This is a genomic window from Klebsiella sp. R390 (assembly GCF_051131745.1).
Classification (GTDB): domain Bacteria; phylum Pseudomonadota; class Gammaproteobacteria; order Enterobacterales; family Enterobacteriaceae; genus Klebsiella.
Genome location: NZ_CP180445.1, coordinates 2,921,389 through 2,944,322 on the forward strand (window position 1 = coordinate 2,921,389; position 22,934 = coordinate 2,944,322).

Sequence of the window (22,934 nt, forward strand, 5' to 3'; positions counted from 1 at the left end):
GAATTCGGATCCTTGCTAACGCACTGCGTCAGCAGGGGATGTATTGATTTCATTCAGGAGTGCTTATGGCCCATTGTGCCCAATCCCCCTCTTTTATTTTGCATCAGGTTACCTGTCAGTTTGCGACGGGAGAAATGCTTTTTGGTCCGCTGAATATCGCGCTGGAGAGTTCACTCTGCGGCCTGGTCGGGCGAAATGGCGTCGGGAAAACCCGGCTGCTGCGCCTGCTGGCGGGCATAGATTCGCCCTCAGGTGGACACATCGAACGCGCTGCCTCACTGGCCTATGTTGCTCAACAGCCGGCTATCACCTCCCGCACATCGCTGGCCGCCCTGTTGGGCTATGAGCCCATATTTTCTGCTTTGCGGCGCCTTGAGTGCGGTGAAGGACTGCCTGACGACGTCGATAGTCTGGAAGGTTTCTGGGATCTGCGCGATCGCCTGAGCACGGCGTTTGAAGATGCTGATCTGCCTGCGTTTTCCCCCGATCGACTCGCGTCGTCACTGAGCGGTGGGGAACGGGTAAAAGCGTTACTGTGCGGGGCCTTTCTGTCAGGCTCGGACTACTTATTGCTGGACGAACCAACTAACCACCTGGACAGGCAGGGACGCGATTGGCTGTATCAGCAGCTTGAACGCTGGCCCGGCGGGGCGCTGATAGCCAGTCACGATCGCGCGCTGTTGGCCAACATGCCGCGCATACTTGAGCTCACACCCGGCGCGCTGCGCAGCTACGGTGGCAACTACGCCGATTATCAGCAACAGCGTGAAGTAGAACAGCAGGCGGCGCGTTCGGCGTTGGAACATGCTGCGACCGAGCGCCGTCGCACGCGTGCCCGGATGCAAAAGGAGCATGATGCCAGCCAGCGACGCTCTGCTCAGACACTGCGTGTGGTTGATACGCTGAACATCGCCTCCTTTGAGCGGGTGAAATACAAAGGGGCGGCGAAGGAGCGCCCGGGTACATTGCAGCGCCAGCACCGGGAACAAAATAGTGCCCTGAACGCTGCGGTTGCTCAGGCACGTGAGCGGGTTGAAGAAGATGCTGCGGTGATGTTTACCCTGCCGGGAAGCCAGGTTGCCGCCGGCAAACAGGTATTCGTCCTCGATGCTTTACGGCTGGCTTTTTCTGACGCGCCGCCGCTGGACTGGCGACTTGACGGACCGTTGCGCGTTGCGTTGCGGGGTCCTAACGGTTGTGGGAAAACCACGCTGCTGAAAACGCTGATTGGCCTGGCGGCACCGTTATCTGGCGAGTGTCGGGTATCGGTGCATACGGCCTGGTTGGATCAAAACTTGTCGCAGCTGGATTTGTCGCTGTCGGTCATGGCGCACCTTAATCTTGATGATACGCCGCTGGAGGCGGGTGCATTACGCAGCCGTCTTGCCCGACTGCAGTTGGGGGCGGATAAAATAAATCTGCCGCTGTCGGCATTAAGCGGCGGCGAGCGATTAAAAGCCGCGCTGGCCTGTGTGCTGTGGCGGCGTGAAGCGGCGCAGCTTCTGTTGTTGGATGAGCCAACTAACCATCTTGATTTAGCGTCCACCCGGGCTATCGAGTCGGCATTAGCGACGTTTCCTGGGGCGATGATTGTCGTGTCGCATGACGATGATTTTCTGCAAGGATTACGGCTGACCCACTCGCTGGAGTGGCGCAGGGAAGGCTGGCATTTTTCAGCGCTGTAAAAACAAAAAAACCGCCCTCTGTGAAGACGGCGGTTTTGATCAGCAGATAAAAAAAATCCCCGCCGTAAGGCAGGGATCTTGAATTCTGAGCTTAATTTAAGCTTACAGGCTGGTTACGTTACCAGCTGCCGGGCCTTTAGCGCCGCTTTCGATGGTGAAGGAAACTTTCTGACCTTCATCCAGAGATTTGTAGCCATCGTTCATGATAGCGGAGAAGTGTACGAACACGTCTTTAGAACCGTCATCAGGAGTGATGAAGCCGAAGCCTTTGTCAGCGTTGAACCATTTTACGATACCAGTCATTTTACCGGACATAGCGAAATACCTTTAAATAATAAATGAACCTTTCGGCGATAAGGTCTGGACTACAGATTTGAAGCTATAAAGGGAAAGTTCACTACCGGGGTATCTATGATAACCGCTCAAGGACTACTCTATACCAATGCTCTGTGGTCTGTACATCAAACCTGCGAGCATTAACTCATTTTTGCGCAGCGATAGCAAACCTTTTTTTCACACAAATAAAAACGGTCCCGTAACAGGACCGTAGTCAGACCCTCGCTTTATTATAGAACTTTAGTCAAGAAGTTGCCTTGAAAGCTGAGGGTTTGCCTGAATCAGGCGCATTAATTTGAGCTCGGTGGAAGAGGGCTTCACCCGTCTTGATTCCCACTCTTGTACCATCGCCACGCTGACGCCCATGGCATTGGCAAAATCATCAATTGGCAGGCCGCTGCCTTGACGAAGTCGCTCAAACTCGCTGAATGCGGTCGGCTTCCTGGGCTGGGCGTTAGTCTGAGAAATATCTTTAAAAACAATTTGTTCCAGGCTGCTAAGCAGTTCAAACACGGGATCTTTATATTCCATTGAGAACTCCTTTTATCACACAGCAAAAGGGTAGATTTATTTAGCCTATTAAGAATAGTCAGAAAAAAGGCAAATAATGATCACGTGGGTGATTATGTGCATGCAGGCTATCGCTTGAGCGGCGATACGCAGAGGAAAACAGCAGGTAAGGTAATGATTAATCATCAGACGAGTGGGAATGGAAAATTTTTGTAAACGCTGATGAAAACGCTCAGGCCAGCGGCGTCCCGCCGGCCTGAGGATCAGGCTTTTTGCATGCTTTTCGCCTGGGTCTGAGGCGATGCCTGTTGCTGCTTGCTCATCTTATATTTCACCAGCAGCGCACCGGCAGATAAGAACGCTGGAATCGACAGCAGGGTGAAAATGGTCTCGAAGGAGAGCTGGGCTTGCATCAGGAACGCGCCGCTGAAGGCGCCAAGGATGCCGCCAAATCGACCGATGCCCAGCATCCAGGCCACGCCGGTCGCCCGACCTTGCGTCGGATAAAATCCGGCGGCCAGTGCGGGCATTGAGGATTGCGCGCCGTTCATGATGCTGCCGGCAATAAACACCATCACCCCCATCAAGACCAGGCTGCTGGTAGAGAAGCCCACTAGGCAGACGAAAATACCGGTCAACAGCCAGCCCACAGCCACCACTTTATTGGGGTTTATCTTGTCCATCAGCGCGCCGAGGATCAGCACGCCGATACCGCCGCCCAGCGGGAACAGCGCGGTGATGATTGATGCCTGGCTCATCGATGCGCCGGTTTCGCGAATCAGCAGCGGCAGCCAGCTGGTCAGTAAATAGAAAATGAGTAGCCCCATAAAGTAGGTCATGCACAGCATCACGGTACCGACGATATAGCGCGGCGAGAAAATCACCGCCAGTGCCGATTTTTCTTTCACCTGGTCGGCTTCATGCAGCGTAAAGTCAACCTGCTCCGGCAGCGGCGCGATACGCCGAAGAATCGCCGCAATACGCGGTGCGGGCTGGCGTTTGACGACCATGTAGCGCGCCGACTCTGGCAATAAGAACACCAACGCCACCGCCAGCAGCAGGGGCATGACGCCGCCAAGGATCAGGACGCTTTGCCAGCCGTAATGGGGGATCATCCAGGCCGAGAGAAAGCCGCCCAGCGATGAGCCCATCGGAAAGCCGACGAACATCAGATTCACCAGCAACGCGCGACGGCGTTCAGGGGCGTATTCGCTCATCAGCGTGGCCGCATTAGGCATCGCGGCACCGAGTCCAAGGCCAGTCAAAAAGCGTAACAGCGCCAGTTGATTAAGGCTGGTGGCGAAAGCGGTCAACAAACTAAAGCTGCCGAAAACCACGATCGACATGAGCAGGACTTTCTTACGACCAATGCGGTCAGCCAGCGGGCCGGCGGTCAGCGCACCAACTGCCAGGCCAACCAGCGCGGCGCTCATCACCGGGCCTAAGGCCGATTTCTCTACGCCCCATTCCTGCACCAGGTCAGAGGCAATAAAGCCGATAATGGCGGTATCGAACCCGTCCAGCGCGACGGTGATAAAACATAAGGCCAGAATCATCCACTGATATCTGGTAAACGGATGTTCATTAATAAAAGCCTGAATATCGATGGTTGTCTTATTCATACGGCATTCCTGGCAGCCAGAGCGGGGCAGGGTGATGACTCACTCCCTCGCTGTCGTTAAGATAATTTGTGCGATAATCGAACGAGTTGCCGTTAATCGCTCGTTTATCAAATCACCGAACGTCAACCCAGGCAACGCAGGCACGCCAGGAAGCGTGCGATTATCGTTCGCTTTCGCCGTCTGGCAGAAAGCGCGTTTTTTAAATATTAATTAAATCATGGTGTTGCTGGTTTTTGCTGGCCGATGAAGGATGGCGGTAATTGTGATGGGCTTAACAAACGGTGGCCTGTGGTGATAAAACGCCGGGAACCGTGCTTTTCCTGCTCAGATTGTCAGGAAAGAGTATCCTGCCGGGCCGACCTGGACTATCCTTGTCAGCGTCTGGCACGTGTGTGCCTGTGTGCGCTTTTTTGGCTGAAAGGAGTAAAAAAATGGCGACAGGAAAGTCCTGCTCTCGCTGGTTTGCGGCTATTGCGGCCTTATTGATGGTGGTGAGCCTGAGTGGGTGTTTTGATAAAGAAGGCGATCAGCGCAAAGCGTTTATCGATTTCCTGCAAAATACGGCAATGCGTAGCGGCGAACGTCTGCCGACGCTGACTGCCGATCAGAAAAAACAGTTCGGTCCTTTTGTCTCCGATTATGCGGTGATTTACGGCTATTCACAGCAGGTAAGTCAGGCGATGGATGCAGGTCTGCGTCCGGTCGTAGATAGCGTGAGCGCGATTCGCGTTCCTCAGGATTATGTGACTCAGCGTGAACCGCTGCGCCAGGCAAACGGCGCGTTGGGCGTGCTGAGCCAGCAGCTGGAAAATGCGAAGATGCAGGCCGATGGCGCGCATAGCGCGCTGAAGCAGGGTGACGATCTGAAGCCGGTCTTTGACCAGGTGTACAATAAAGTCGTGACCACCCCGGCCAATGCATTGCAGCCGCTGATCCCTGCCGCGCAGGTCTTCACGCAGCAGCTGGTACAGGTGGGTGATTTCATCGCTCAGCAAAATACTCAGGTGAGCTTCGTGGCGAACGGGATCCAGTTCCCGACGTCGCAGCAGGCCAGCCAGTACAACACCCTGATTGGCCCGCTGGCTGCCCAGCATCAGGCTTTCAATCAGGCGTGGACGGCGGCAGTTAACGCCACGCGTTAATCGGTTTGCCACCCCGGGTCTGGCTCTGACGCCGACCCGGGAGACTGCCCGGTCTGAACGCAGCCGGGTAGTATCAGCTTTTCCCTCACTTCACCTGCGGGTTGACGCAGTTTTTCTCCACCTGACCATTCAGCGCATCAATCAGATTATCCACCGCACAGGCCGCCATATTGTAGCGGGTCTCATGGGTGGCTGAACCGATATGCGGCAGCGCGACGACGTTCGGCAGACTCAACAACGGAGAGTCTTTCGCCAGCGGTTCCTGCTCGAAAACATCCAGCCCCGCCGCGTGAATTTCGCCCTGCTGTAATGCCGCGATCAGCGCCTGTTCATCAACAACCGGACCGCGTCCGGCATTAATAAAGATGGCGGAGGATTTCATGCGGGCAAATTTGTCGGCGTTGAACAGATGGTGCGTTTCTGCGGTCAACGGCAGGATCAGACAGACCACGTCGGCCTCCTGCAGCAGCGTATCCAGATCGCAGTAACGCGCGTTAAAGCGTTCCTCCGCCTGCGGATGTCGGCTGCGGGCATTGTACAGAATCGGCATGCCGAAACCGGCGTGTGCCCGCTGTGCGAGGGCCATGCCAATGCGGCCCATGCCAACGATCCCCAGCGTTTTGTGGTGCACATCGGTACCGAACCAGTCCGGGCCAATACTTTTGGTCCACTCCCCGGCTTTTACGCGATTCGCCACTTCGACAACACGACGTGACGTGCTGAGCACCAGCGCCATTACCGTATCGGCCACCGTTTCGGTGAGCACGGTCGGCGTATGCATCAGGAGCACCTTACGTGCGTTCAGCGCCTCAACATCGAAGTTGTCATAGCCGACTGAGATGGTCGAGGTAGCACGAAGCCTGGGCATTTTCTCCAGTAACGCGGCATCAACTTTTTCGCTCGATCCCAGCAGCCCTACCGCGTTGGCAAAGGCATCGGCATGCTGCTGGATAGTGTCATGGCTCAGATTCTTAACCTGAGTCACGGTAAAGTGTTTTTCCAGACGTTGTAGCAGGTCGTCGGGAAGCGTTTTGTAGAGAATAACGGACGGCTTCATGCGGATCTCCCTGGTGATAAAGGTCAGGCGTGTCGAGCGCCAAGCGGAAGTTTTTGATGATTAGCAGGCTTAACAATTAAAGTAAGCCATACCGAGACGAAAAGCGCCACCCCCATGAAAATGTATGAGGCGGAGGGGCTGCCGGTGCTGCCGTTCAGGTAACCCACAAACCACGAGCCAAAGAACGAGCCTAACGCGCCCATGCTGTTGATAAGCGCCATAGCGCCGCCGGCGACGTTACGTGGCAGCATTTCCGGGATAATGGCGAAGAACGGACCATAAGGGGCATACATCGCCGCACCGGCAATCACCAGCAGCGTATACGAGGCCCAGAAATGGTTGGCGCCAACCGCCCAGGAACCGATAAAGGCCAGTCCGCCAATCAGCAGCAACGGCCAGACGAACAGTTTACGGTTCTGCATTTTATCGGATGCCCACGACACGACGATCATCGCGACAGTCGCGGCCAGATACGGTACGGAAGAGAGCCAGCCGACTTCCACCATGCCCATATTGACACCGCCGCTGCGGATAATAGACGGCAGCCACAGGACGAAACCGTACACCCCGATGCTCCAGGCAAAATACTGCATGCACAGCAGAATGACGTTACGTGAACGGAAGGCTTCACCGTAGTTACGCACGGCTTTGATGCCCTGCTGTTCGCTTTCCAGCTGCGCCTGCAGCGCGGCTTTTTCACTTTCGGCAAGCCAGTTGACCTGTGAGGGCTTGTCTTTTACCAGCACCCACCAGCAGAAAGCCCACAGTACCGCCGGAACGCCTTCAATAATGAACATTTCGCGCCAGCCGAAGGACTGAATCAGGTAGCCGGATACCACCGACATCCACAGTACCGTGACCGGATTACCCAGAATTAAGAAGGTATTGGCCCGCGAGCGCTCAGATTTGGTAAACCAGTTACTGATATAAATCAGCATGGCCGGCATCACTGCCGCTTCCACGACGCCCAGAATAAAGCGGATTGCCGCCAGCGCCGGAATATTGTGCACCATGCCGGTTAACGAGGCGCAGGCGCCCCACAGAATCAGGCAGATAAAAATCAGTTTGCGCACGCTGCGGCGCTCGGCGTAAATCGCTCCCGGGATCTGGAAGAAGAAATAGCCGAGGAAGAAAAGCGCGCCCAGGAGCGACGACACCCCTTTGGTAATGCCTAAATCTTCAGTAATGCCCGCTGCCGAAGCAAAACTGAAGTTTGCGCGGTCAAGGTACGCCAGGCTATACGTGATAAACACGATAGGCATGATGTACCACCAACGTTTTGCTGCATTGGTGGAGCTGTTCATAGGCTTGCCTCTAAAGTTGAGGTTTATGATGCCGCCGCTGTATGTAGGGTACAGAGGTGGCTGTTATGGTTCGCCAGCCCGGGCTATTCGCCCAGTGCCTCGCGAGTTGGTAATCCTTCGCTATCGCCCTGGACCTGAATCGCCAGTGCGCCAATATGGTTCCCGCGCTGTACTGCATGATGCAGCGAGTGACCTTCCAGCAGGGCGCTGATCACCCCGACGGCAAAGCCATCGCCGGCGCCAACGGTATCAACGACGTTGTCGACGGTGACGGCGGCGACTGCCCCCTGGCCACCCGCGGCGGTTTTAAACCAGGCGCCGTCGGAGCCGGTTTTAATGATGACCGCCTGCACGCCGCGCGTCAGATAGAAATCCGCGATACCTTCCGGCGTCTGCTGGCCGGTGAGGATCATCCCTTCTTTCAGTCCCGGCAGAACCCAGTCGGCCTGGAAGGCAAGCTGGTTGAGCTTCTCGACCATTTCGGCTTCGCTGTTCCACAGCACCGGGCGCAGGTTAGGATCGAAAGAGATCGTTTTTCCCTGGGCTTTCATCGTCCTGGCTGCATGATCCAGCAGGGCATACGAGCTTTCTGACAGGGCTGCTGCCACCCCGCTGAGGTGCAGGTGGCGGGCGCTGGTGAAGTAATCGGGGTGGAAATCCTCCGTCGAGAGGTGGCTGGCTGCGGAGCCTTTGCGGAAGTATTCCACAATGGGATCGGTTCCATTTTCGACTTTTGATTTCAGCTGAAAGCCGGTGGCGTAACGGCTGTCTTCGCTAACACCGCTGGCATCAATGCCCTCTTTTGCCAGCGAGCGCAGGACAAAACGGCCGAAGCTGTCCTTGCCGATGCGGCTGACCCAGCCAACTTTCAGCCCCAGACGTGCCAGGCCGGTGGCGACGTTTAACTCCGCACCAGCCACGCGTTTGATAAAGTGCTCAACGTCCGCCAGATCGCCGGTTTGCGTGGCGACGAACATCGCCATCGCTTCGCCAATGGTGATGACATCTAATGCGGTTTCCCTGCCTGTGGTTTCTATCACCTTGTTTTCCATGGCTTACTCCTCGCGTAGCAAATTGACGTAGCGGCGGGTCACGGTCGTCAGATCGTGGCCAACCAGCGGAAATTCGATACCGCGCGGGGCATCGGCGGGCAGGTTATTGAGCAGGGCCAGCCAGCGCGTCGGCGCTTCATCAGGGGGAACGGCGCGATAGTTTTCCCGGTGGGGCTCTGCGGCTTTGACATGGATATAGCTGACGCTGGGCGCCAGATGACGGGCGGCCTCTTCAGGCGAATCGCCGACCCACAGCCAGTTCCCCATATCGAAGGTCAGGGTGACGGGCAGATGGTTCACCCGACAGGCGGACTGAAAGCGCAGCATCGGCGCCAGCTGGCCGCAGTCGGTCTGGTCGTTTTCCACCACCAGCGCCATGCCGCTCTCCTGCAGAGTGTGGCGCAGCGTTTCCAGATCGTGGTGGTGGGAGAAGTGACCCAGCGACAGTTTTAACCACAGGGCGTTGAGGGTTTGCGCCTCTTGCAGCAGCGCCGGCAGGCACGGGTTGAGGGCGCCATTGGCTTCAAACAGGGCTTCCGGCGCGGAATAGCAGGCTAACAGGCTATGGCGCTCGATGTCAGCCGCCAGCGCGGGCAGCTGATTGAGCTCGTCAGCGCTGAATAATTCACGGCGGATTTCCACGCCGTCAGCGCCGGATCCGGCGATAAACGGTAGCACGGCGGATTGCCCACCCAGTTCTTTAATGCGATCGTGACCATAGGCGGCGGTCACGACAATGATCTTTCTGGCCATCTGACAAACTCCCGGTAGCACTGTAGCGAATCTTTCTATAACGCTAGATGGTACCGGTTCCAAAGGAAAGCGAAGGATGTCTGATTTATGATCACCATCACGAAGGTTGATTACCGGGAGGTGGAGCCACGCACGATCAGCTCGCCAGAAAATACTCGCTCGCAGATGGGGTCGTTGCTGCCTTCAATGCGCCGTACCACCTGCTCAACGGCGGCATAGCCAATCTGCCACGTGGGCTGTTTCAGGGTGGTGATACCCACGCCAGCCAGCTCCGCCCACTCCAGCTCATCGAAGCCGAGCAGGCCAATATCGCTGCCCCAAATCAGGTCGACCCGTTTGAGCGCGCGCGCAATCTGCAGCGTCAGCGCGCCGTTGGCGGAAATCAGCGCCTTGCGCATTCCGCGGTGGCGGGAGTGGAACTGGCGCAGCACCGTATCCAGCATCGCGCCGTCGTTAAGCTGGACTTCGGCGTTCTCCGCGACGATGCCGGTGTGGCGCTGGATCGTGGCGCGAAACGCGCTCAGGCGCTCGCGGCGGGTGTTCACCGATCCCAGCGGTTCGCTCAGGAACAGCAGGGCTTCGAAGCCTTTCTCCACCAGATGCTCCGTTGCCGTCGTGGCGGCCTGAGTGTTGTCCAGACCCACAACGTCACAGGCGAAATCAGGGATTTTGCGGTCGATAAGCACCATCGGCAGCGCCGACTGCTGCAGGCGATTCAGCCCCTCTTCACGCATCCCCACCGCATTGACGACGATGCCTTCAACCTGATAGCTGCGCAGCAGGTCGAGATAGTGCAGCTCCTGGTCGAGCTGGTTGTTGGTATTACACACCAGCAGGGTGAAGCCTTTCTCCCGACAGGCCGCTTCAATACCGCTAAGGACATTGACGGAGTAGGGGTTGGTGATGTCGGCGATAATCAGGCCAATGAGCCGGGTCCGGCCATGCTTCAGCCCGCGTGCCATCAGGCTGGGGTGATAGTTGAGTTCAGCAATTGCGGCTTCAATTCTGGCCAGCAGGTCATCGGAAAGCAGGTGCTTTTCGCCATTGAGATAGCGTGAAATACTGGTTTTTCCGGTCTTTGCGGCTTTCGCCACATCGCTAATCGTTGCTCGCACCGCTTTCGCCATGATGGCATCCTTTGCTGAAATCTGGAGAACACCTTAGCGCGAAATTCGGCTATATCAAGCATTTTGCCCGGCAGATGAGCGTTGCCGGGCGGAGGAAACCGCAATCGGTGCAATGACCGGCGGATTTACTGGAGCGGGCTGAGGGTGATTTCCACGCGACGGTTCTGCGCTTTGCCTTCTGCCGTACTGTTGCTGGCGATCGGGTTCGCCGGGCCCAGTCCGCTGGTGCGGATGCGGTTTGCAGCAACGCCCTGGGTGATCAAGGCGCTGGCGACGCTGTCGGCACGTTGCTGTGACAGCCGCATATTCAGATCCTGACCGCCGGTGCTGTCGGTATAGCCCACAACGTTCACCGCGGTTTTTTCGTACTCTTTCAGGACCATTGCCACGCCGGTCAGGGTATTTGCGCCGGCAGGTTTCAGGTTGGCGCTGCTGCTGTCGAAGGTGACGTTATTCGGCATGTTCAGCACGATATTATCGCCATTTCGCGTCACGCTTACGCCAGTTCCTTGCATTTTCTCGCGCAGTTTTGCTTCCTGCACATCCATGTAATAACCGATACCGCCGCCCAGCGCCGCACCGGCCGCTGCGCCAATCAACGCACCTTTGCCGCGATCTTTTTTCGACGAGGAGAGGGCGCCTACGCCCGCGCCGACCAGTGAACCGATGCCGGCTCCGATCCCGGATTTGCCCGCTTCGCGTTCGCCGGTGTAGGGATTGGTGGTACAGCCCGAAATGGCCAGAGTGCCGCTAACTACCGCCGCAATCATGAGTACGCTTTTTTTCATGTTATTTCCTTAATCCTTTTTATTCTTTGTCACAGCGCGCGTGACGGTTGATTATGACGTCCAAAAGCGTAGAAAATTCCCCGGATAACATCTCTTTTTGTAAATAACATTGAACGGTCGCGTAACAGACCGTCACCACACCTGCATTCGCTGACCAGGAGCCTGCTTTGCCAACCTCATCTGCAACCGAAACCATCTTAACCGCAGCCCACTGGGGGCCAATGCTGGTTGAAACGGATGGAGAAAATGTCCTCTCGTCTCGCGGCGCGCTGGAGACCTCTTTCGCCAACTCGCTGCAAACCGCCGTGCGCGAGCAAGTGCATAGCAAAACCCGCGTGCGTTATCCGATGGTACGAAAAGGTTTTCTGGACTCGCCGGGGCGCCCGCAGGGTGTCCGCGGTCAGGATGAGTTTGTTCGGGTGAGCTGGCAGCAGGCGCTGGATCTTATCCATACCCAGCATCGACGGATCCGGGAAAGTTACGGGCCCGCATCGATTTTTGCCGGCTCCTACGGCTGGCGCTCTAACGGCGTCCTGCACAAAGCGGCGACGTTATTGCAGCGCTATATGAGCCTGGCGGGGGGGTACACCGGACACTTGGGTGACTACTCTACCGGGGCGGCGCAGGCGATTATGCCGTATGTCGTGGGTGGCAATGAGGTTTATCAGCAGCAAACCAGCTGGCCGATGGTGCTGGAGCACAGCGATGTGGTGGTGCTGTGGAGCGCCAACCCGCTGAATACGCTTAAAATTGCCTGGAACGCTTCCGATGAGCAGGGGATCGAATGGTTTGACCGACTGCGCAAAAGCGGCAAGCGGGTGATCTGTATCGATCCGATGCGATCGGAAACCGTGGATTTCTTTGGCCAGGAGGGCGAGTGGATTGCGCCGCACATGGGCACGGACGTGGCGATGATGCTGGGTATCGCCCATACGCTGGTAGAAAACGGCTGGCAGGAAACGGCGTTTCTTGCGCGCTACACCAGTGGTTATGACATTTTCGCCCGCTACCTGACCGGCGAGAGCGACGGTACGCCGAAAAGCGCCGAGTGGGCCGCCGATATCTGTGGGGTTAGCGCAGCTAAGATCCGCGAACTGGCAGCATTATTCCACGAAAATACCACTATGCTGATGTCCGGTTGGGGCATGCAGCGTCAGCAGTACGGCGAGCAAAAACACTGGATGCTGGTGACCCTCGCCGCGATGCTGGGGCAGATTGGCACCCCTGGCGGCGGCTTCGGGCTTTCTTACCACTTTTCCAATGGCGGCAACCCCACCCGGCGGGCGGCGGTGCTGGCCTCGATGCAGGGCAGCGTGGCGGGCGGCACTGATGCCGTCGATAAAATCCCGGTGGCGCGCATTGTCGAAGCGCTGGAAAACCCCGGCGCCGCGTATCAGCACAACGGAATGGACCGCCATTTCCCGGATATTCGCTTTGTCTGGTGGTGCGGTGGGGCGAACTTTACCCATCATCAGGATACCAACCGCTTGATTCAGGCGTGGCAGAAGCCGGAGCTTATCGTGATCTCCGAATGCTTCTGGACCGCCGCCGCCCGTCATGCCGATATCGTTTTGCCGGCGACCACCTCGTTTGAACGTCACGATCTGACGATGACCGGGGATTACAGCAATCAGCATCTGGTACCCATGAAGCGAGTCGTGGCACCGCGCGATGAGGCCCGGGATGATTTTGACGTCTTTGCCGATCTCAGCGAACGCTGGGAAACCGGGGGGCGTGAGCGTTTTACGGAAGGAAAAAGTGATCTACAGTGGCTGGAAAGCTTCTACCAGATTGCGGCGCAACGCGGCGCGAGCCAGCAGGTTACGCTACCGCCGTTCGAGGAGTTCTGGCAGGCTAACCAGCTGATAGAGATGCCGGAGAACCCGGAGAATGCGCGCTTTGCCCGTTTTGCCGAATTCCGCGCCGATCCACTGGCCCATCCGTTGAAAACCGCCAGCGGAAAAATTGAGATCCACTCTCCGACAATCGCCGGTTTTGGCTATCCCGACTGCCCGCCCCACCCGATGTGGCTGGCACCGGATGAGTGGCACGGTAACGCGCAGACCGGTCAGCTGCAGGTGCTCTCCGCGCACCCGGCGCACCGTCTGCACAGTCAGCTTAACCACACGACGCTGCGTGAAACTTACGCCGTTGCCGGTCGTGAACCGCTGACCATTCACCCGCAGGATGCGCAGGCGCGCAATATTGCCGACGGTGACGTGGTGCGGGTCTGGAACTCGCGAGGCCAGGTGCTGGCCGGTGCGGTGGTGACCGACGGTATTCGTCCGGGGGTTATTTGCCTGCATGAAGGGGCCTGGCCTGATATTGATCCACAGGTGGGCATCTGCAAAAACGGCGCGGTGAATATGCTGACCAAAGATATCCCGACCTCGCGGCTGGGCAACGGCTGCGCCGGAAATACGGCGCTGGCATGGCTGGAGAAATATGACGGTCCCGCGCTGACGCTTACAGCGTTTGATCCGCCGGCCAATGCATAATCCAGGTCGGCTGTAAGGTATCATCCTGCCATGCGCAGTCTTCTATCCGGAAGCCTTGCGCATGGTAGAAATTCACCGCCTCAACGTTTTTCTGATACACCTCCAGACTCAGCCAGAGATAGTGCTGTTTGACCTCGTCCAGTAGCGCGCTGCCGATGCCCCGCCGAATGGCATCCGGGGCGACGAACAGCGCACCGATAAAGCGTGCTTCCATGACGCTGACAAACCCTTTGACCACGCCATGTTCTTCCCACACCCAGCTGTTGGCTGCGGGCAGGTAGACATCGCGAACCACCGCAAGGCTCTCATGCCAGTACGTTTCGCGGATAAACGGGTGCGCGTGAATCGTGCTTTCCAGCCACAGGGTGAGCAGCGGAGCGGTATTGTTATCGTCCCACTTGCGGATCATCATCGCCTCCCGGATGGCAGAAACAGCTCGTCACGTGATCGTTGACCAGACCGCAGGCCTGCATAAAGGAGTAGCAGATCGTGGAACCGACAAACTTAAAGCCGCGTTTTTTCAGCGCTTTTGAGAGCGAATCGGAAGCTGGCGTGGTGGTTGGGATTTCCGCAAGGGTGGCAGCATGGGAGATTTGTGGCTGATTGTCGACGAAAGACCAGACAAAATCGCTAAAAGACTCGCCATTTTGCTCCATCTCCAGGAAGGCGCGCGCATTGCCAATAATGGCCTGAATTTTCCCACGATGGCGAATAATACCGGCATCCTGCACCAGCCGTTCGATATCGGCCTGGTCCATGGCAGCAACGCGAACGGGGTCGAAATGATGAAAGGCCTGGCGATAATTTTCGCGTTTTTTCAGTACCGTGATCCATGACAGCCCGGCCTGTTGGCCCTCAAGGCAGATCATTTCAAACAGTTTATGGGCATCTCTTTGCGCAACGCCCCACTCGGTATCATGATAATCGATATAAAGCGGGTCCTGGCTTACCCATCCGCAACGTTGCATGTCTCTCTCCCTTTAGCAATAAAACTTACGCGTTCACCTTGACGGCTGAAAGATAAAGATAATAGTTAATACAGGGATACCGCTCTCAAATATACCCGCCATTATTCAGCTTGCATGTGCAGTGGCAGCATTCGCTTGTCCAGTCACATTATTCAGGGTATTCACGGGAAGCACATCCCATAAAAACACAGCAATAATATCGGTTGGGCTCTTCTCTGGAGTCGCATTAATGATAATAAAGAAAAGCTATGGCATTCGGGGGCGCTTGCTTCCGGCGTGTGTGGTCGTCTGGGCCTCATTGGTTACTGGAGCGTATGCCTGGCAACAGGAATATATCGCTAACGATACTAAAAGTAATACCTCTGAACGCTATACGTGGGATAGCGATCACCAACCACGTTATGAAGATATTCTGGCTGAGCGGATGAATGCTTCCGGCGATCTTCCCGGTATGGTGCTGAATCAGGCTGTCGCCCCGCCGGACAGCAGCCACGGGATGAGCGTGGGCTGGAATTTTACCCTGGCCAACGGCGTCACCTCCGGGCCGGTGGCGAGCCTGCGGAGCGATGTGGTATCGACTCCGCCAGCGCGCAGGGCGACGGATAATCCATGGGTCAATACGCTCGGCTGGCGCATGGACTATCAGGAGCTGTGGGGCGTGCATCCGTGGGCGCAGGTGAGCTATAACCAACCTATTTCGTCGGAACTGATTGGGCCAAACCGCGGGCAGGACGGTGCCTGGCGCGATGTGACGTTTGGAGCGGACATGTCGCTCAATTCACACCTCGCGGCATGGGCGGCATTATCCCAGGCAGAGAATCCGACGACGGGTGCAAATTATCTCTACGTGATGGGTGTCAGCGCGAATTTTTAGCGTTTTTGTAGCATCCTGGAAACGTAGTTGTTACCTAAAAAATACAGTAATGGCGCAGGTTTGTAAGATAGCGGTCACTAACTTACTGCTGTGGGTTTCATGCGCCATCGCTTTTCCTATGTCATTCATTCCTGCCTGCATGCATTTCATTCCATGCTGATGGCATTTCATGCCTTTTTTAGCCTGGCGGCCAGGGGACTTCGCTATTGTGGCGGCAGTTAATTCTTCAGGATATCTGCTATGAACGCTGCAAACAGTCAATATACCCGCTGGCTTACGCTAGCCGGCACGATCGTTACACAATTCGCGCTGGGATCGGTTTATACATGGAGTTTGTTCAACAGTTCCCTTTCCGCAAAACTGGATGAACCGGTCAGCCAGGTGGCTTTCTCCTTCGGTCTGTTAAGTCTCGGTCTGGCGCTATCCTCTTCCGTTGCCGGTAAATTACAGGAACGTTTTGGCGTCAAACGCGTCACAATGGCGTCCGGGATTTTGCTGGGCCTCGGCTTTTTCCTCACCGCCCACTCCAATAGCCTGTTAATGCTCTGGTTGAGCGCGGGTCTGCTGGTGGGGCTGGCGGACGGCGCGGGTTACCTGCTGACACTCTCCAACTGTGTGAAATGGTTCCCGGAACGTAAGGGGCTGATCTCTGCCTTCTCTATTGGCTCTTACGGTCTCGGCAGCCTCGGATTTAAGTTTATTGATACCCACCTGCTGGCCACCGTCGGGCTGGAGAAAACCTTCATTATCTGGGGTGCTATCGTCCTGGTGATGATTGTCTTCGGTGCGACATTAATGAAAGATGCGCCAGAACATACCGCGACTTCCCACAACGGCGTGGTGGAAAATGACTTCACGCTGGCTGAGTCGATGCGCAAACCGCAGTACTGGATGTTAGCCGTGATGTTCCTGACCGCCTGCATGAGTGGTCTGTATGTGATTGGCGTGGCGAAAGATATCGCTCAGGGGATGGTGCATCTGGATGTTGCGACGGCGGCGAATGCGGTCACCGTTATCTCTATCGCCAACCTGAGCGGACGCCTGGTGCTGGGCATCCTGTCGGATAAAATCTCCCGCATCCGGGTGATTACGATTGGCCAGGTGGTCTCCCTGATCGGGATGGCGGCGCTGCTGTTCGCCCCGTTGAACGCGATGACTTTCTTTGCCGCTATCGCCTGTGTGGCCTTTAACTTCGGCGGCACCATTACCGTGTTCCCGTCGTTAATTAGTGAATTCTTCGGTCTGAACAATCTGGCGAAAAACTACGGTGTGATTTATCTGGGCTTTGGTATCGGCAGTATTTGTGGGTCGCTGATTGCCTCGCTGTTCGGCGGGTTCTATGTCACCTTCTGCGTTATATTCGCGCTGCTGATTCTTTCGCTGGCGCTGTCCACCACCATTCGCCAACCGAAAGGCGAGGTGTATAGCGAAGCGCATGCCTGAAGACGCGCTTTCACGACATGAAGTCGTTACCTCCTAAGCAAATTGTGCCAGTCCAACCAAATGTTTTGTAAATGTTTGGTTGGATCACATTCCCTCCCGGTACTTTTTCCTCTCTCTGTGGTCTACTTAGCGCGCTTTAAAGAGGTTTCTTATACTCTCCGTCCTTCAAATGACCTTATTGTTGACTGCGCTCGCGTGTTTCAGTCACTGACTTAAGTCAGTTCCGGAGGATTCGCGAGCCCGTCGCCGCAAGGCATCTCGAATGGGTTTGAGTAGTTAAACAACCTGAACGCACCCTATTAACCTGCCCACTTATATTGCGTAAGCAAGGCGGTTTTATCTCTTCTTTTTCCAGGTTTCATGCATGAAATATATTAGAACGATGACACAGCAGAAGCTCAGTTTTTGGCTGGCGCTGTACATCGGCTGGTTTATGAACGTCGCTGTGCTTTACCGTCGTCTTGATGGTTATGCGCAGGAGTTTACCCTCTGGAAAGGGCTTTCCGGGATTGTGGAATTGGTTGCAACCGTACTGGTGACGTTTTTCCTGCTGCGTCTGCTGTCGCTGCTGGGCAGGCGTGTCTGGCGAATATTAGCCACGCTGGTCGTGATTTTCTCTGCCGCCGCCAGCTATTACATGACCTTCCTGAACGTGGTCATTGGTTACGGCATTATTGCTTCGGTCATGACGACCGATATCGACCTGTCCCAGGAAGTGGTGGGCTGGTATCTGATTCTGTGGATGGTACTGGTCAGTGCGCCTCCGCTCCTGCTTATCTGGAATAACCGCTGTCGCCATACGCTATTGCGGCAAATTCGCACGCCGGGTCAGCGGCTGAAAAACATTACTATCGTGGTGCTGGCCGGGTTAATGGTCTGGGGGCCCATTCGTCTGCTGGAGTTGCGGCAGAAGAACGTTGAGCGCAGCTCTGAGGTGGATATGCCAAGCTACGGCGGGGTTATGGCCAACTCGTATCTGCCGTCGAACTGGCTTTCTGCGCTGGGGCTGTATGCCTGGGCACAGGTGGATGAATCCTCCGACAACAAGTCGTTAATCAACCCGGCAAAGAAGTTCACCTATGTGGCGCCTGAAGGGCTGGATGATACCTACGTGGTGTTCATTATCGGGGAGACGACCCGCTGGGATCATATGGGGATTTTAGGCTATAGCCGAAATACCACGCCGAAGCTGGCGCAGGAGAAAAACCTGGTCGCCTTCCGCGGTTATTCCTGCGATACGGCTACCAAACTTTCTCTGCGCTGTATGTTCGTGCGGGAAGGCGGGGCGGATGATAACCCACAGCGGACGCTGAAAGAGCAAAACGTGTTCTCGGTTCTGCATCAGATGGGCTTTAGTGGCGATTTGTACGCGATGCAGAGCGAGATGTGGTTCTACAGCAATACCATGGTGAACAACATTGCCTATCGTGAGCAGATTGGCGCCGAGCCGCGTAACCGTGGCAAGAGCGTGGATGACATGCTGCTGGTGGATGAGGTTCAGCGCTCGCTGGCGAAGAATACCCATGGTAAGCATCTGATTATTCTGCATACGAAAGGGTCGCACTTTAACTACACCCAGCGTTATCCGCGCAGCTTTGCCAAATGGCAGCCGGAGTGCGTGGGCGTGGATAACAAGTGCTCTAAGGCCGAGCTGATTAACTCGTACGACAACACCGTGACCTATGTCGATCACTTTATCGTGAGCGTGCTGGATCAGCTGCGGGATAAGAAGGCGATTGTGTTCTATGCTGCCGATCACGGTGAGTCGATCAACGAGCGCGAGCACCTGCACGGTACGCCGCGTAAGATGGCGCCGCCGGAGCAGTTCCGCGTGCCGATGATGGTATGGATGTCGGATAAGTATCTGGAATCACCTGACCATGCAGCCTCTTTCGCCCGCCTTAAAGAACAGGCGGCGATGAAGGTACCGCGTCGTCATGTGGAGCTGTATGACACTATTATGGGGTGCCTTGGTTATACTTCGCCGGACGGTGGGATTAACCAGCATAACAACTGGTGCCACGTTCCTGACGCCGCTGCGGCGCCGAAGAAATAGTCGGGTGGCGAGTTTCTCGCCGCTTGAGTGATTTTTTCATAATAAGCCATTGACGGGTGTGTATCTCAGCAGTAAGATGCGCCCCGCATTCGGTGATTGGCGCAGCCTGGTAGCGCACTTCGTTCGGGACGAAGGGGTCGGAGGTTCGAATCCTCTATCACCGACCAAATTTAAAAAACCTGCTCAACGAGCAGGTTTTTTTTCGCCTGTAGCCCGGCTCCAGCATCTTGCTGCAGCACGATCCCGGTAGCCCGGCCGAGCAGCGCGACGCCGGGAATGCCTCGCAGCCCGTTAACCAAAGTTACCAAAAAACCATTTCTCCCCGTTTTCAAGCGCCTGTTAACCATTTTGTGACATCTTCCATTGTATTTTTTTATCTCTGGTTAGTTCTTATTTCGCGAAGCTTATGGATAACTTCAGCATTTTACGCTGTGCGTTTTAACGTTCGCGCTATTAATCGCTCACATATTGGCCATATCGCAATAAATTTTCACCATTTACCAGAATTGCTTATCACTAGATGTTGCAAGGTATTAAGACGCTTATGCTGCAAAATTGCCGGTAGCATAAATTTCTCTGCTGAAAATACCGGCATGAAGTTTTTTTAATCTTTGCCTGCGGATTCTCACCCCGGATGTAAAACCAGGTTGGCTGTATTGACGTTTACGCATTCTGTTGACAGATTGTAGGGCATGAGGGGCATTTCATGGAGAATCCGCACTGCAACTCAGTCGTTTTTGTGAAAGGAATCCCCATCTCTCTCTACGCCTTCGGGCACCACCGACCGGACCGGGTATATTCTAAATAGTTCGAGCTGCGGGCACGCGGCAAGCTTGTGAATCTCCAGACGCACAGATAATGATGTGACTGAAGCTGGCAAGCTCAGCCAACGCATTCGTAGCCCGAAATATGACGAATAAAAATAAATAAAGGCCTGGCGGATATATGCAAAACAACATCATCACATTTGGAGCAGAAGAATGAGTATTTCCTTGAAAAAGTCAGGGATGCTGAAGCTTGGTCTGAGCCTGGTCGCCCTGACTGTTGCCGCAAGCGTTCAGGCGAAAACCCTGGTTTATTGTTCTGAAGGTTCGCCGGAAGGATTTAACCCACAGCTTTTCACCTCTGGTACCACCTATGACGCCAGCTCGGTGCCAATCTATAACCGCCTGGTCGAGTTCAAAACCGGTACCACCGAAGTTATTCCTGGCCTGGCCGAAAAGTGGGAAGTCAGCGCTGACGGAAAAACCTATACCTTCCACCTGCGTCAGGGCGTGAAGTGGCAGGACAATAAAGACTTTAAACCGACCCGTGACCTGAACGCCGATGACATCGTGTTCTCGTTCGATCGCCAGAAAAATGCTCAAAACCCGTACCATAAAGTCTCTGGCGGGAGCTACGAATACTTCGAAGGCATGGGCCTGCCGGACCTGATTAGCGAAGTGAAGAAGGTGGATGATAAGACCGTCCAGTTCGTTCTGACTCGCCCGGAAGCGCCGTTCCTCGCAGATCTGGCGATGGACTTCGCCTCTATTCTGTCCAAAGAATATGCTGACAACATGCTGAAAGCCGGTACGCCGGAAAAAGTGGATCTGAACCCAATCGGCACCGGTCCGTTCCAGCTGCTGCAGTACCAGAAAGACTCCCGTATTCTCTATAAAGCCTTCCCGGGCTACTGGGGCACCAAGCCGCAGATCGATCGTCTGGTCTTCTCTATTACTCCTGATGCGTCCGTGCGCTATGCCAAGCTGCAGAAAAACGAGTGCCAGGTAATGCCGTACCCGAACCCGGCCGACATTGCGCGCATGAAGGAAGATAAGAGCATTAACCTGATGGAGCAGCCGGGCCTGAACGTCGGTTACCTGTCGTTCAACACCGAGAAAAAACCGCTGGATAACGTGAAGATCCGCCAGGCACTGACCTACGCGGTGAACAAAGAAGCGATTATCAAAGCCGTTTATCAGGGCGCCGGTCAGTCCGCGAAAAACCTGATTCCGCCGACCATGTGGGGCTATAACGACGACGTTAAAGACTACACATACGATCCGGAAAAAGCGAAAGCGCTGCTGAAAGAAGCCGGAATGGAAAAAGGCTTCTCGATCGACCTGTGGGCTATGCCGGTACAGCGTCCGTACAACCCGAACGCACGCCGTATGGCTGAGATGATCCAGGCCGACTGGGCCAAAGTTGGCGTCCAGGCGAAGATCGTAACCTACGAGTGGGGCGAATACCTCAAGCGTGCGAAAGCCGGTGAACACCAGACCGTCATGATGGGCTGGACCGGTGATAACGGGGATCCGGATAACTTCTTCGCGACTCTGTTCAGCTGCGCGGCGGCAAAAGATGGCTCTAACTACTCTCGCTGGTGCTACAAGCCGTTTGAAGATCTGATTCAGCCGGCACGTGCTACTGACGACCACAACAAGCGTATCGAGCTGTACAAACAGGCGCAGGTAGTAATGCATGACCAGGCTCCGGCTCTGATCATCGCGCACTCCACTGTTTATGAGCCGGTGCGTAAAGAAGTCAAAGGCTACGTGGTCGATCCATTAGGCAAACACCACTTCGATAACGTCTCTATCGAATAATAACAGCGTGTTTCCCCTCTCCCCGCCTTGGGGAGAGGGAACTGACATTTGTGAGCAATACAGACGCCCCGTCACCAGGCGGGTCGTCACTAGAGAGAATCCGGGTTATGTTGCAGTTCATTCTCCGACGTTTGGGACTTGTCATCCCGACATTTATCGGTATTACCCTTCTCACCTTTGCCTTTGTCCATATGATCCCCGGTGACCCGGTGATGATTATGGCGGGCGAACGTGGTATTTCCCCTGAACGTCATGCTCAGCTGCTGGCTGAAATGGGCCTTGATAAGCCGATGTGGCAGCAGTATGTCCACTATATCTGGGGCGTCCTGCATGGCGATTTAGGTATTTCGCTGAAAAGCCGTATTCCCGTGTGGCAGGAGTTCGTGCCGCGCTTTAAAGCGACGATGGAACTGGGCGTGTGCGCGATGATTTTCGCCGTCGCCGTCGGTATCCCGGTTGGGGTGCTGGCTGCGGTAAAACGCGGATCTATCTTCGATCACACCTCCGTGGGCCTCGCGCTGACCGGCTATTCCATGCCTATCTTCTGGTGGGGCATGATGCTGATTATGCTGGTCTCAGTGCAGCTGAACCTGACCCCGGTTTCCGGGCGAATCAGCGACACGGTATTCCTCGACGACACGCTACCGCTCACCGGTTTTATGCTGATCGACACCGCTATCTGGGGTGAACCCGGCGACTTTATTGACGCGGTGATGCACATGATTTTGCCAGCCGTGGTGCTGGGCACTATTCCGCTGGCGGTGATCGTCCGTATGACGCGATCGTCGATGCTGGAAGTGCTGGGTGAAGATTACATTCGTACCGCGCGCGCCAAGGGGCTGACCCGCATGCGCGTGATTGTGGTCCATGCGCTGCGCAACGCCATGCTGCCGGTGGTGACGGTGATCGGCTTACAGGTGGGGACGCTGCTGGCTGGCGCCATCCTGACCGAGACTATCTTCTCCTGGCCAGGCTTAGGGCGCTGGCTGATCGATGCGCTGCAACGCCGTGATTACCCGGTGGTGCAGAGTGGGGTACTGCTGGTCGCGACGATGATTATCCTCGTCAATTTGCTGGTCGACCTGCTGTACGGCGTGGTGAACCCGCGTATTCGGCATAAGAAGTAAGGGG

20 protein-coding genes and 1 tRNA gene are annotated in these 22,934 nt (G+C 55.6%); 9 read left to right on the top strand and 12 right to left on the bottom strand.

Going from position 1 to position 22,934, the window contains the following annotated elements; all coding sequences use genetic code 11:
- The first annotated feature begins 65 nt into the window (after positions 1 to 65).
- Positions 66 to 1,685, top strand: a complete 1,620-nt coding sequence (locus tag ACMYSP_RS13570) for an ABC-F family ATP-binding cassette domain-containing protein (protein WP_434582583.1) — start codon at positions 66 to 68, stop codon at positions 1,683 to 1,685.
- Between the two features lie 102 nt (positions 1,686 to 1,787).
- Here ACMYSP_RS13570 and cspE read toward each other — a convergent pair whose 3' ends face one another.
- The 3 genes from cspE to ACMYSP_RS13585 all read right to left on the bottom strand — a co-directional run bounded on the left by cspE (position 1,788) and on the right by ACMYSP_RS13585 (position 4,153).
- Entirely contained in the window at positions 1,788 to 2,000 is a 213-nt protein-coding gene (gene cspE / locus ACMYSP_RS13575; RefSeq protein WP_004868803.1) for a transcription antiterminator/RNA stability regulator CspE, read from the bottom strand.
- A 261-nt stretch (positions 2,001 to 2,261) separates the two neighbouring features.
- Positions 2,262 to 2,552 (bottom strand): HTH-type transcriptional regulator, encoded by a 291-nt coding sequence (locus tag ACMYSP_RS13580; RefSeq protein WP_434582584.1) that lies wholly within the window; start codon positions 2,550 to 2,552, stop codon positions 2,262 to 2,264.
- Between the two features lie 242 nt (positions 2,553 to 2,794).
- Positions 2,795 to 4,153, bottom strand: coding sequence for an MFS transporter (locus ACMYSP_RS13585; protein WP_154144310.1), 1,359 nt, complete (start codon positions 4,151 to 4,153; stop codon positions 2,795 to 2,797).
- A 431-nt stretch (positions 4,154 to 4,584) separates the two neighbouring features.
- Between ACMYSP_RS13585 and ACMYSP_RS13590 the strand changes: the two genes are divergently transcribed.
- Complete coding sequence (locus ACMYSP_RS13590; RefSeq protein ID WP_434582585.1) at positions 4,585 to 5,295, top strand: DUF3053 domain-containing protein; 711 nt, start codon at positions 4,585 to 4,587, stop codon at positions 5,293 to 5,295.
- Between the two features lie 85 nt (positions 5,296 to 5,380).
- On the opposite strand, the gene ghrB is transcribed toward ACMYSP_RS13590, so the two are convergent.
- The 6 genes from ghrB to ACMYSP_RS13620 all read right to left on the bottom strand — a co-directional run bounded on the left by ghrB (position 5,381) and on the right by ACMYSP_RS13620 (position 11,376).
- Positions 5,381 to 6,352 carry a glyoxylate/hydroxypyruvate reductase GhrB gene (gene ghrB, locus ACMYSP_RS13595; protein ID WP_434582587.1) on the bottom strand — a complete coding sequence of 324 codons (972 nt, stop codon included), beginning with the start codon at positions 6,350 to 6,352 and terminating at the stop codon, positions 5,381 to 5,383.
- A gap of 23 nt (positions 6,353 to 6,375) precedes the next feature.
- Positions 6,376 to 7,656 (bottom strand): MFS transporter, encoded by a 1,281-nt coding sequence (locus ACMYSP_RS13600; RefSeq protein WP_123757176.1) that lies wholly within the window; start codon positions 7,654 to 7,656, stop codon positions 6,376 to 6,378.
- Positions 7,657 to 7,739: 83 nt separating this feature from the next.
- Positions 7,740 to 8,708, bottom strand: coding sequence for a sugar kinase (locus tag ACMYSP_RS13605; RefSeq protein ID WP_434582588.1), 969 nt, complete (start codon positions 8,706 to 8,708; stop codon positions 7,740 to 7,742).
- Positions 8,709 to 8,711: 3 nt separating this feature from the next.
- Positions 8,712 to 9,461: a sugar phosphate isomerase/epimerase family protein gene (locus ACMYSP_RS13610; RefSeq protein ID WP_434582589.1), complete on the bottom strand. Its 750-nt coding sequence runs from the start codon at positions 9,459 to 9,461 to the stop codon at positions 8,712 to 8,714.
- A gap of 110 nt (positions 9,462 to 9,571) precedes the next feature.
- Positions 9,572 to 10,588 carry a LacI family DNA-binding transcriptional regulator gene (locus ACMYSP_RS13615; protein ID WP_434582590.1) on the bottom strand — a complete coding sequence of 339 codons (1,017 nt, stop codon included), beginning with the start codon at positions 10,586 to 10,588 and terminating at the stop codon, positions 9,572 to 9,574.
- 125 nt (positions 10,589 to 10,713) lie between these two features.
- Entirely contained in the window at positions 10,714 to 11,376 is a 663-nt protein-coding gene (locus ACMYSP_RS13620) for an OmpA family lipoprotein (RefSeq protein ID WP_154144305.1), read from the bottom strand.
- A 167-nt stretch (positions 11,377 to 11,543) separates the two neighbouring features.
- Between ACMYSP_RS13620 and ACMYSP_RS13625 the strand changes: the two genes are divergently transcribed.
- Positions 11,544 to 13,874 carry a molybdopterin guanine dinucleotide-containing S/N-oxide reductase gene (locus tag ACMYSP_RS13625; RefSeq protein ID WP_434582591.1) on the top strand — a complete coding sequence of 777 codons (2,331 nt, stop codon included), beginning with the start codon at positions 11,544 to 11,546 and terminating at the stop codon, positions 13,872 to 13,874.
- Here ACMYSP_RS13625 and ACMYSP_RS13630 read toward each other — a convergent pair.
- Both ACMYSP_RS13630 and tag read right to left on the bottom strand, forming a co-directional pair.
- The gene (locus ACMYSP_RS13630; protein WP_434587091.1) at positions 13,843 to 14,283 is read right to left on the bottom strand and encodes an N-acetyltransferase; all 441 of its coding nucleotides are present in this window, start codon (positions 14,281 to 14,283) and stop codon (positions 13,843 to 13,845) included. The two genes, ACMYSP_RS13625 and ACMYSP_RS13630, sit on opposite strands and share 32 nt — an antisense overlap.
- A complete protein-coding gene (tag, locus tag ACMYSP_RS13635; protein ID WP_434582592.1) occupies positions 14,261 to 14,842 on the bottom strand; it encodes a DNA-3-methyladenine glycosylase I in 582 nt (193 codons plus the stop codon). Before tag ends, ACMYSP_RS13630 begins: the two co-directional genes overlap by 23 nt.
- Before the next feature lie 229 nt (positions 14,843 to 15,071).
- On the opposite strand from tag, the gene ACMYSP_RS13640 reads away from it, so the two are divergent.
- The 4 genes from ACMYSP_RS13640 (at position 15,072) to ACMYSP_RS13655 (ending at position 19,382) form a co-directional block, all read left to right on the top strand.
- Positions 15,072 to 15,716, top strand: coding sequence for an autotransporter outer membrane beta-barrel domain-containing protein (locus ACMYSP_RS13640; RefSeq protein ID WP_434582593.1), 645 nt, complete (start codon positions 15,072 to 15,074; stop codon positions 15,714 to 15,716).
- Positions 15,717 to 15,956: 240 nt separating this feature from the next.
- On the top strand, positions 15,957 to 17,159 hold the full coding sequence (locus tag ACMYSP_RS13645; protein WP_434582594.1) for an L-lactate MFS transporter: 1,203 nt from the start codon (positions 15,957 to 15,959) through the stop codon (positions 17,157 to 17,159).
- Positions 17,160 to 17,523: 364 nt separating this feature from the next.
- Positions 17,524 to 19,215 carry a kdo(2)-lipid A phosphoethanolamine 7''-transferase gene (eptB, locus tag ACMYSP_RS13650; RefSeq protein ID WP_434582595.1) on the top strand — a complete coding sequence of 564 codons (1,692 nt, stop codon included), beginning with the start codon at positions 17,524 to 17,526 and terminating at the stop codon, positions 19,213 to 19,215.
- A gap of 90 nt (positions 19,216 to 19,305) precedes the next feature.
- A tRNA-Pro gene (locus ACMYSP_RS13655) sits at positions 19,306 to 19,382 on the top strand.
- Positions 19,383 to 19,385: 3 nt separating this feature from the next.
- On the opposite strand, the gene ACMYSP_RS13660 is transcribed toward ACMYSP_RS13655, so the two are convergent.
- The gene (locus ACMYSP_RS13660; RefSeq protein WP_434582596.1) at positions 19,386 to 19,523 is read right to left on the bottom strand and encodes a hypothetical protein; all 138 of its coding nucleotides are present in this window, start codon (positions 19,521 to 19,523) and stop codon (positions 19,386 to 19,388) included.
- Between the two features lie 672 nt (positions 19,524 to 20,195).
- On the opposite strand from ACMYSP_RS13660, the gene dppA reads away from it, so the two are divergent.
- Both dppA and dppB read left to right on the top strand, forming a co-directional pair.
- Positions 20,196 to 21,803, top strand: a complete 1,608-nt coding sequence (gene dppA / locus ACMYSP_RS13665) for a dipeptide ABC transporter periplasmic-binding protein DppA (protein ID WP_123757187.1) — start codon at positions 20,196 to 20,198, stop codon at positions 21,801 to 21,803.
- A gap of 107 nt (positions 21,804 to 21,910) precedes the next feature.
- A complete protein-coding gene (dppB, locus tag ACMYSP_RS13670) occupies positions 21,911 to 22,930 on the top strand; it encodes a dipeptide ABC transporter permease DppB (protein ID WP_174510211.1) in 1,020 nt (339 codons plus the stop codon).
- Positions 22,931 to 22,934: the final 4 nt, after the last annotated feature.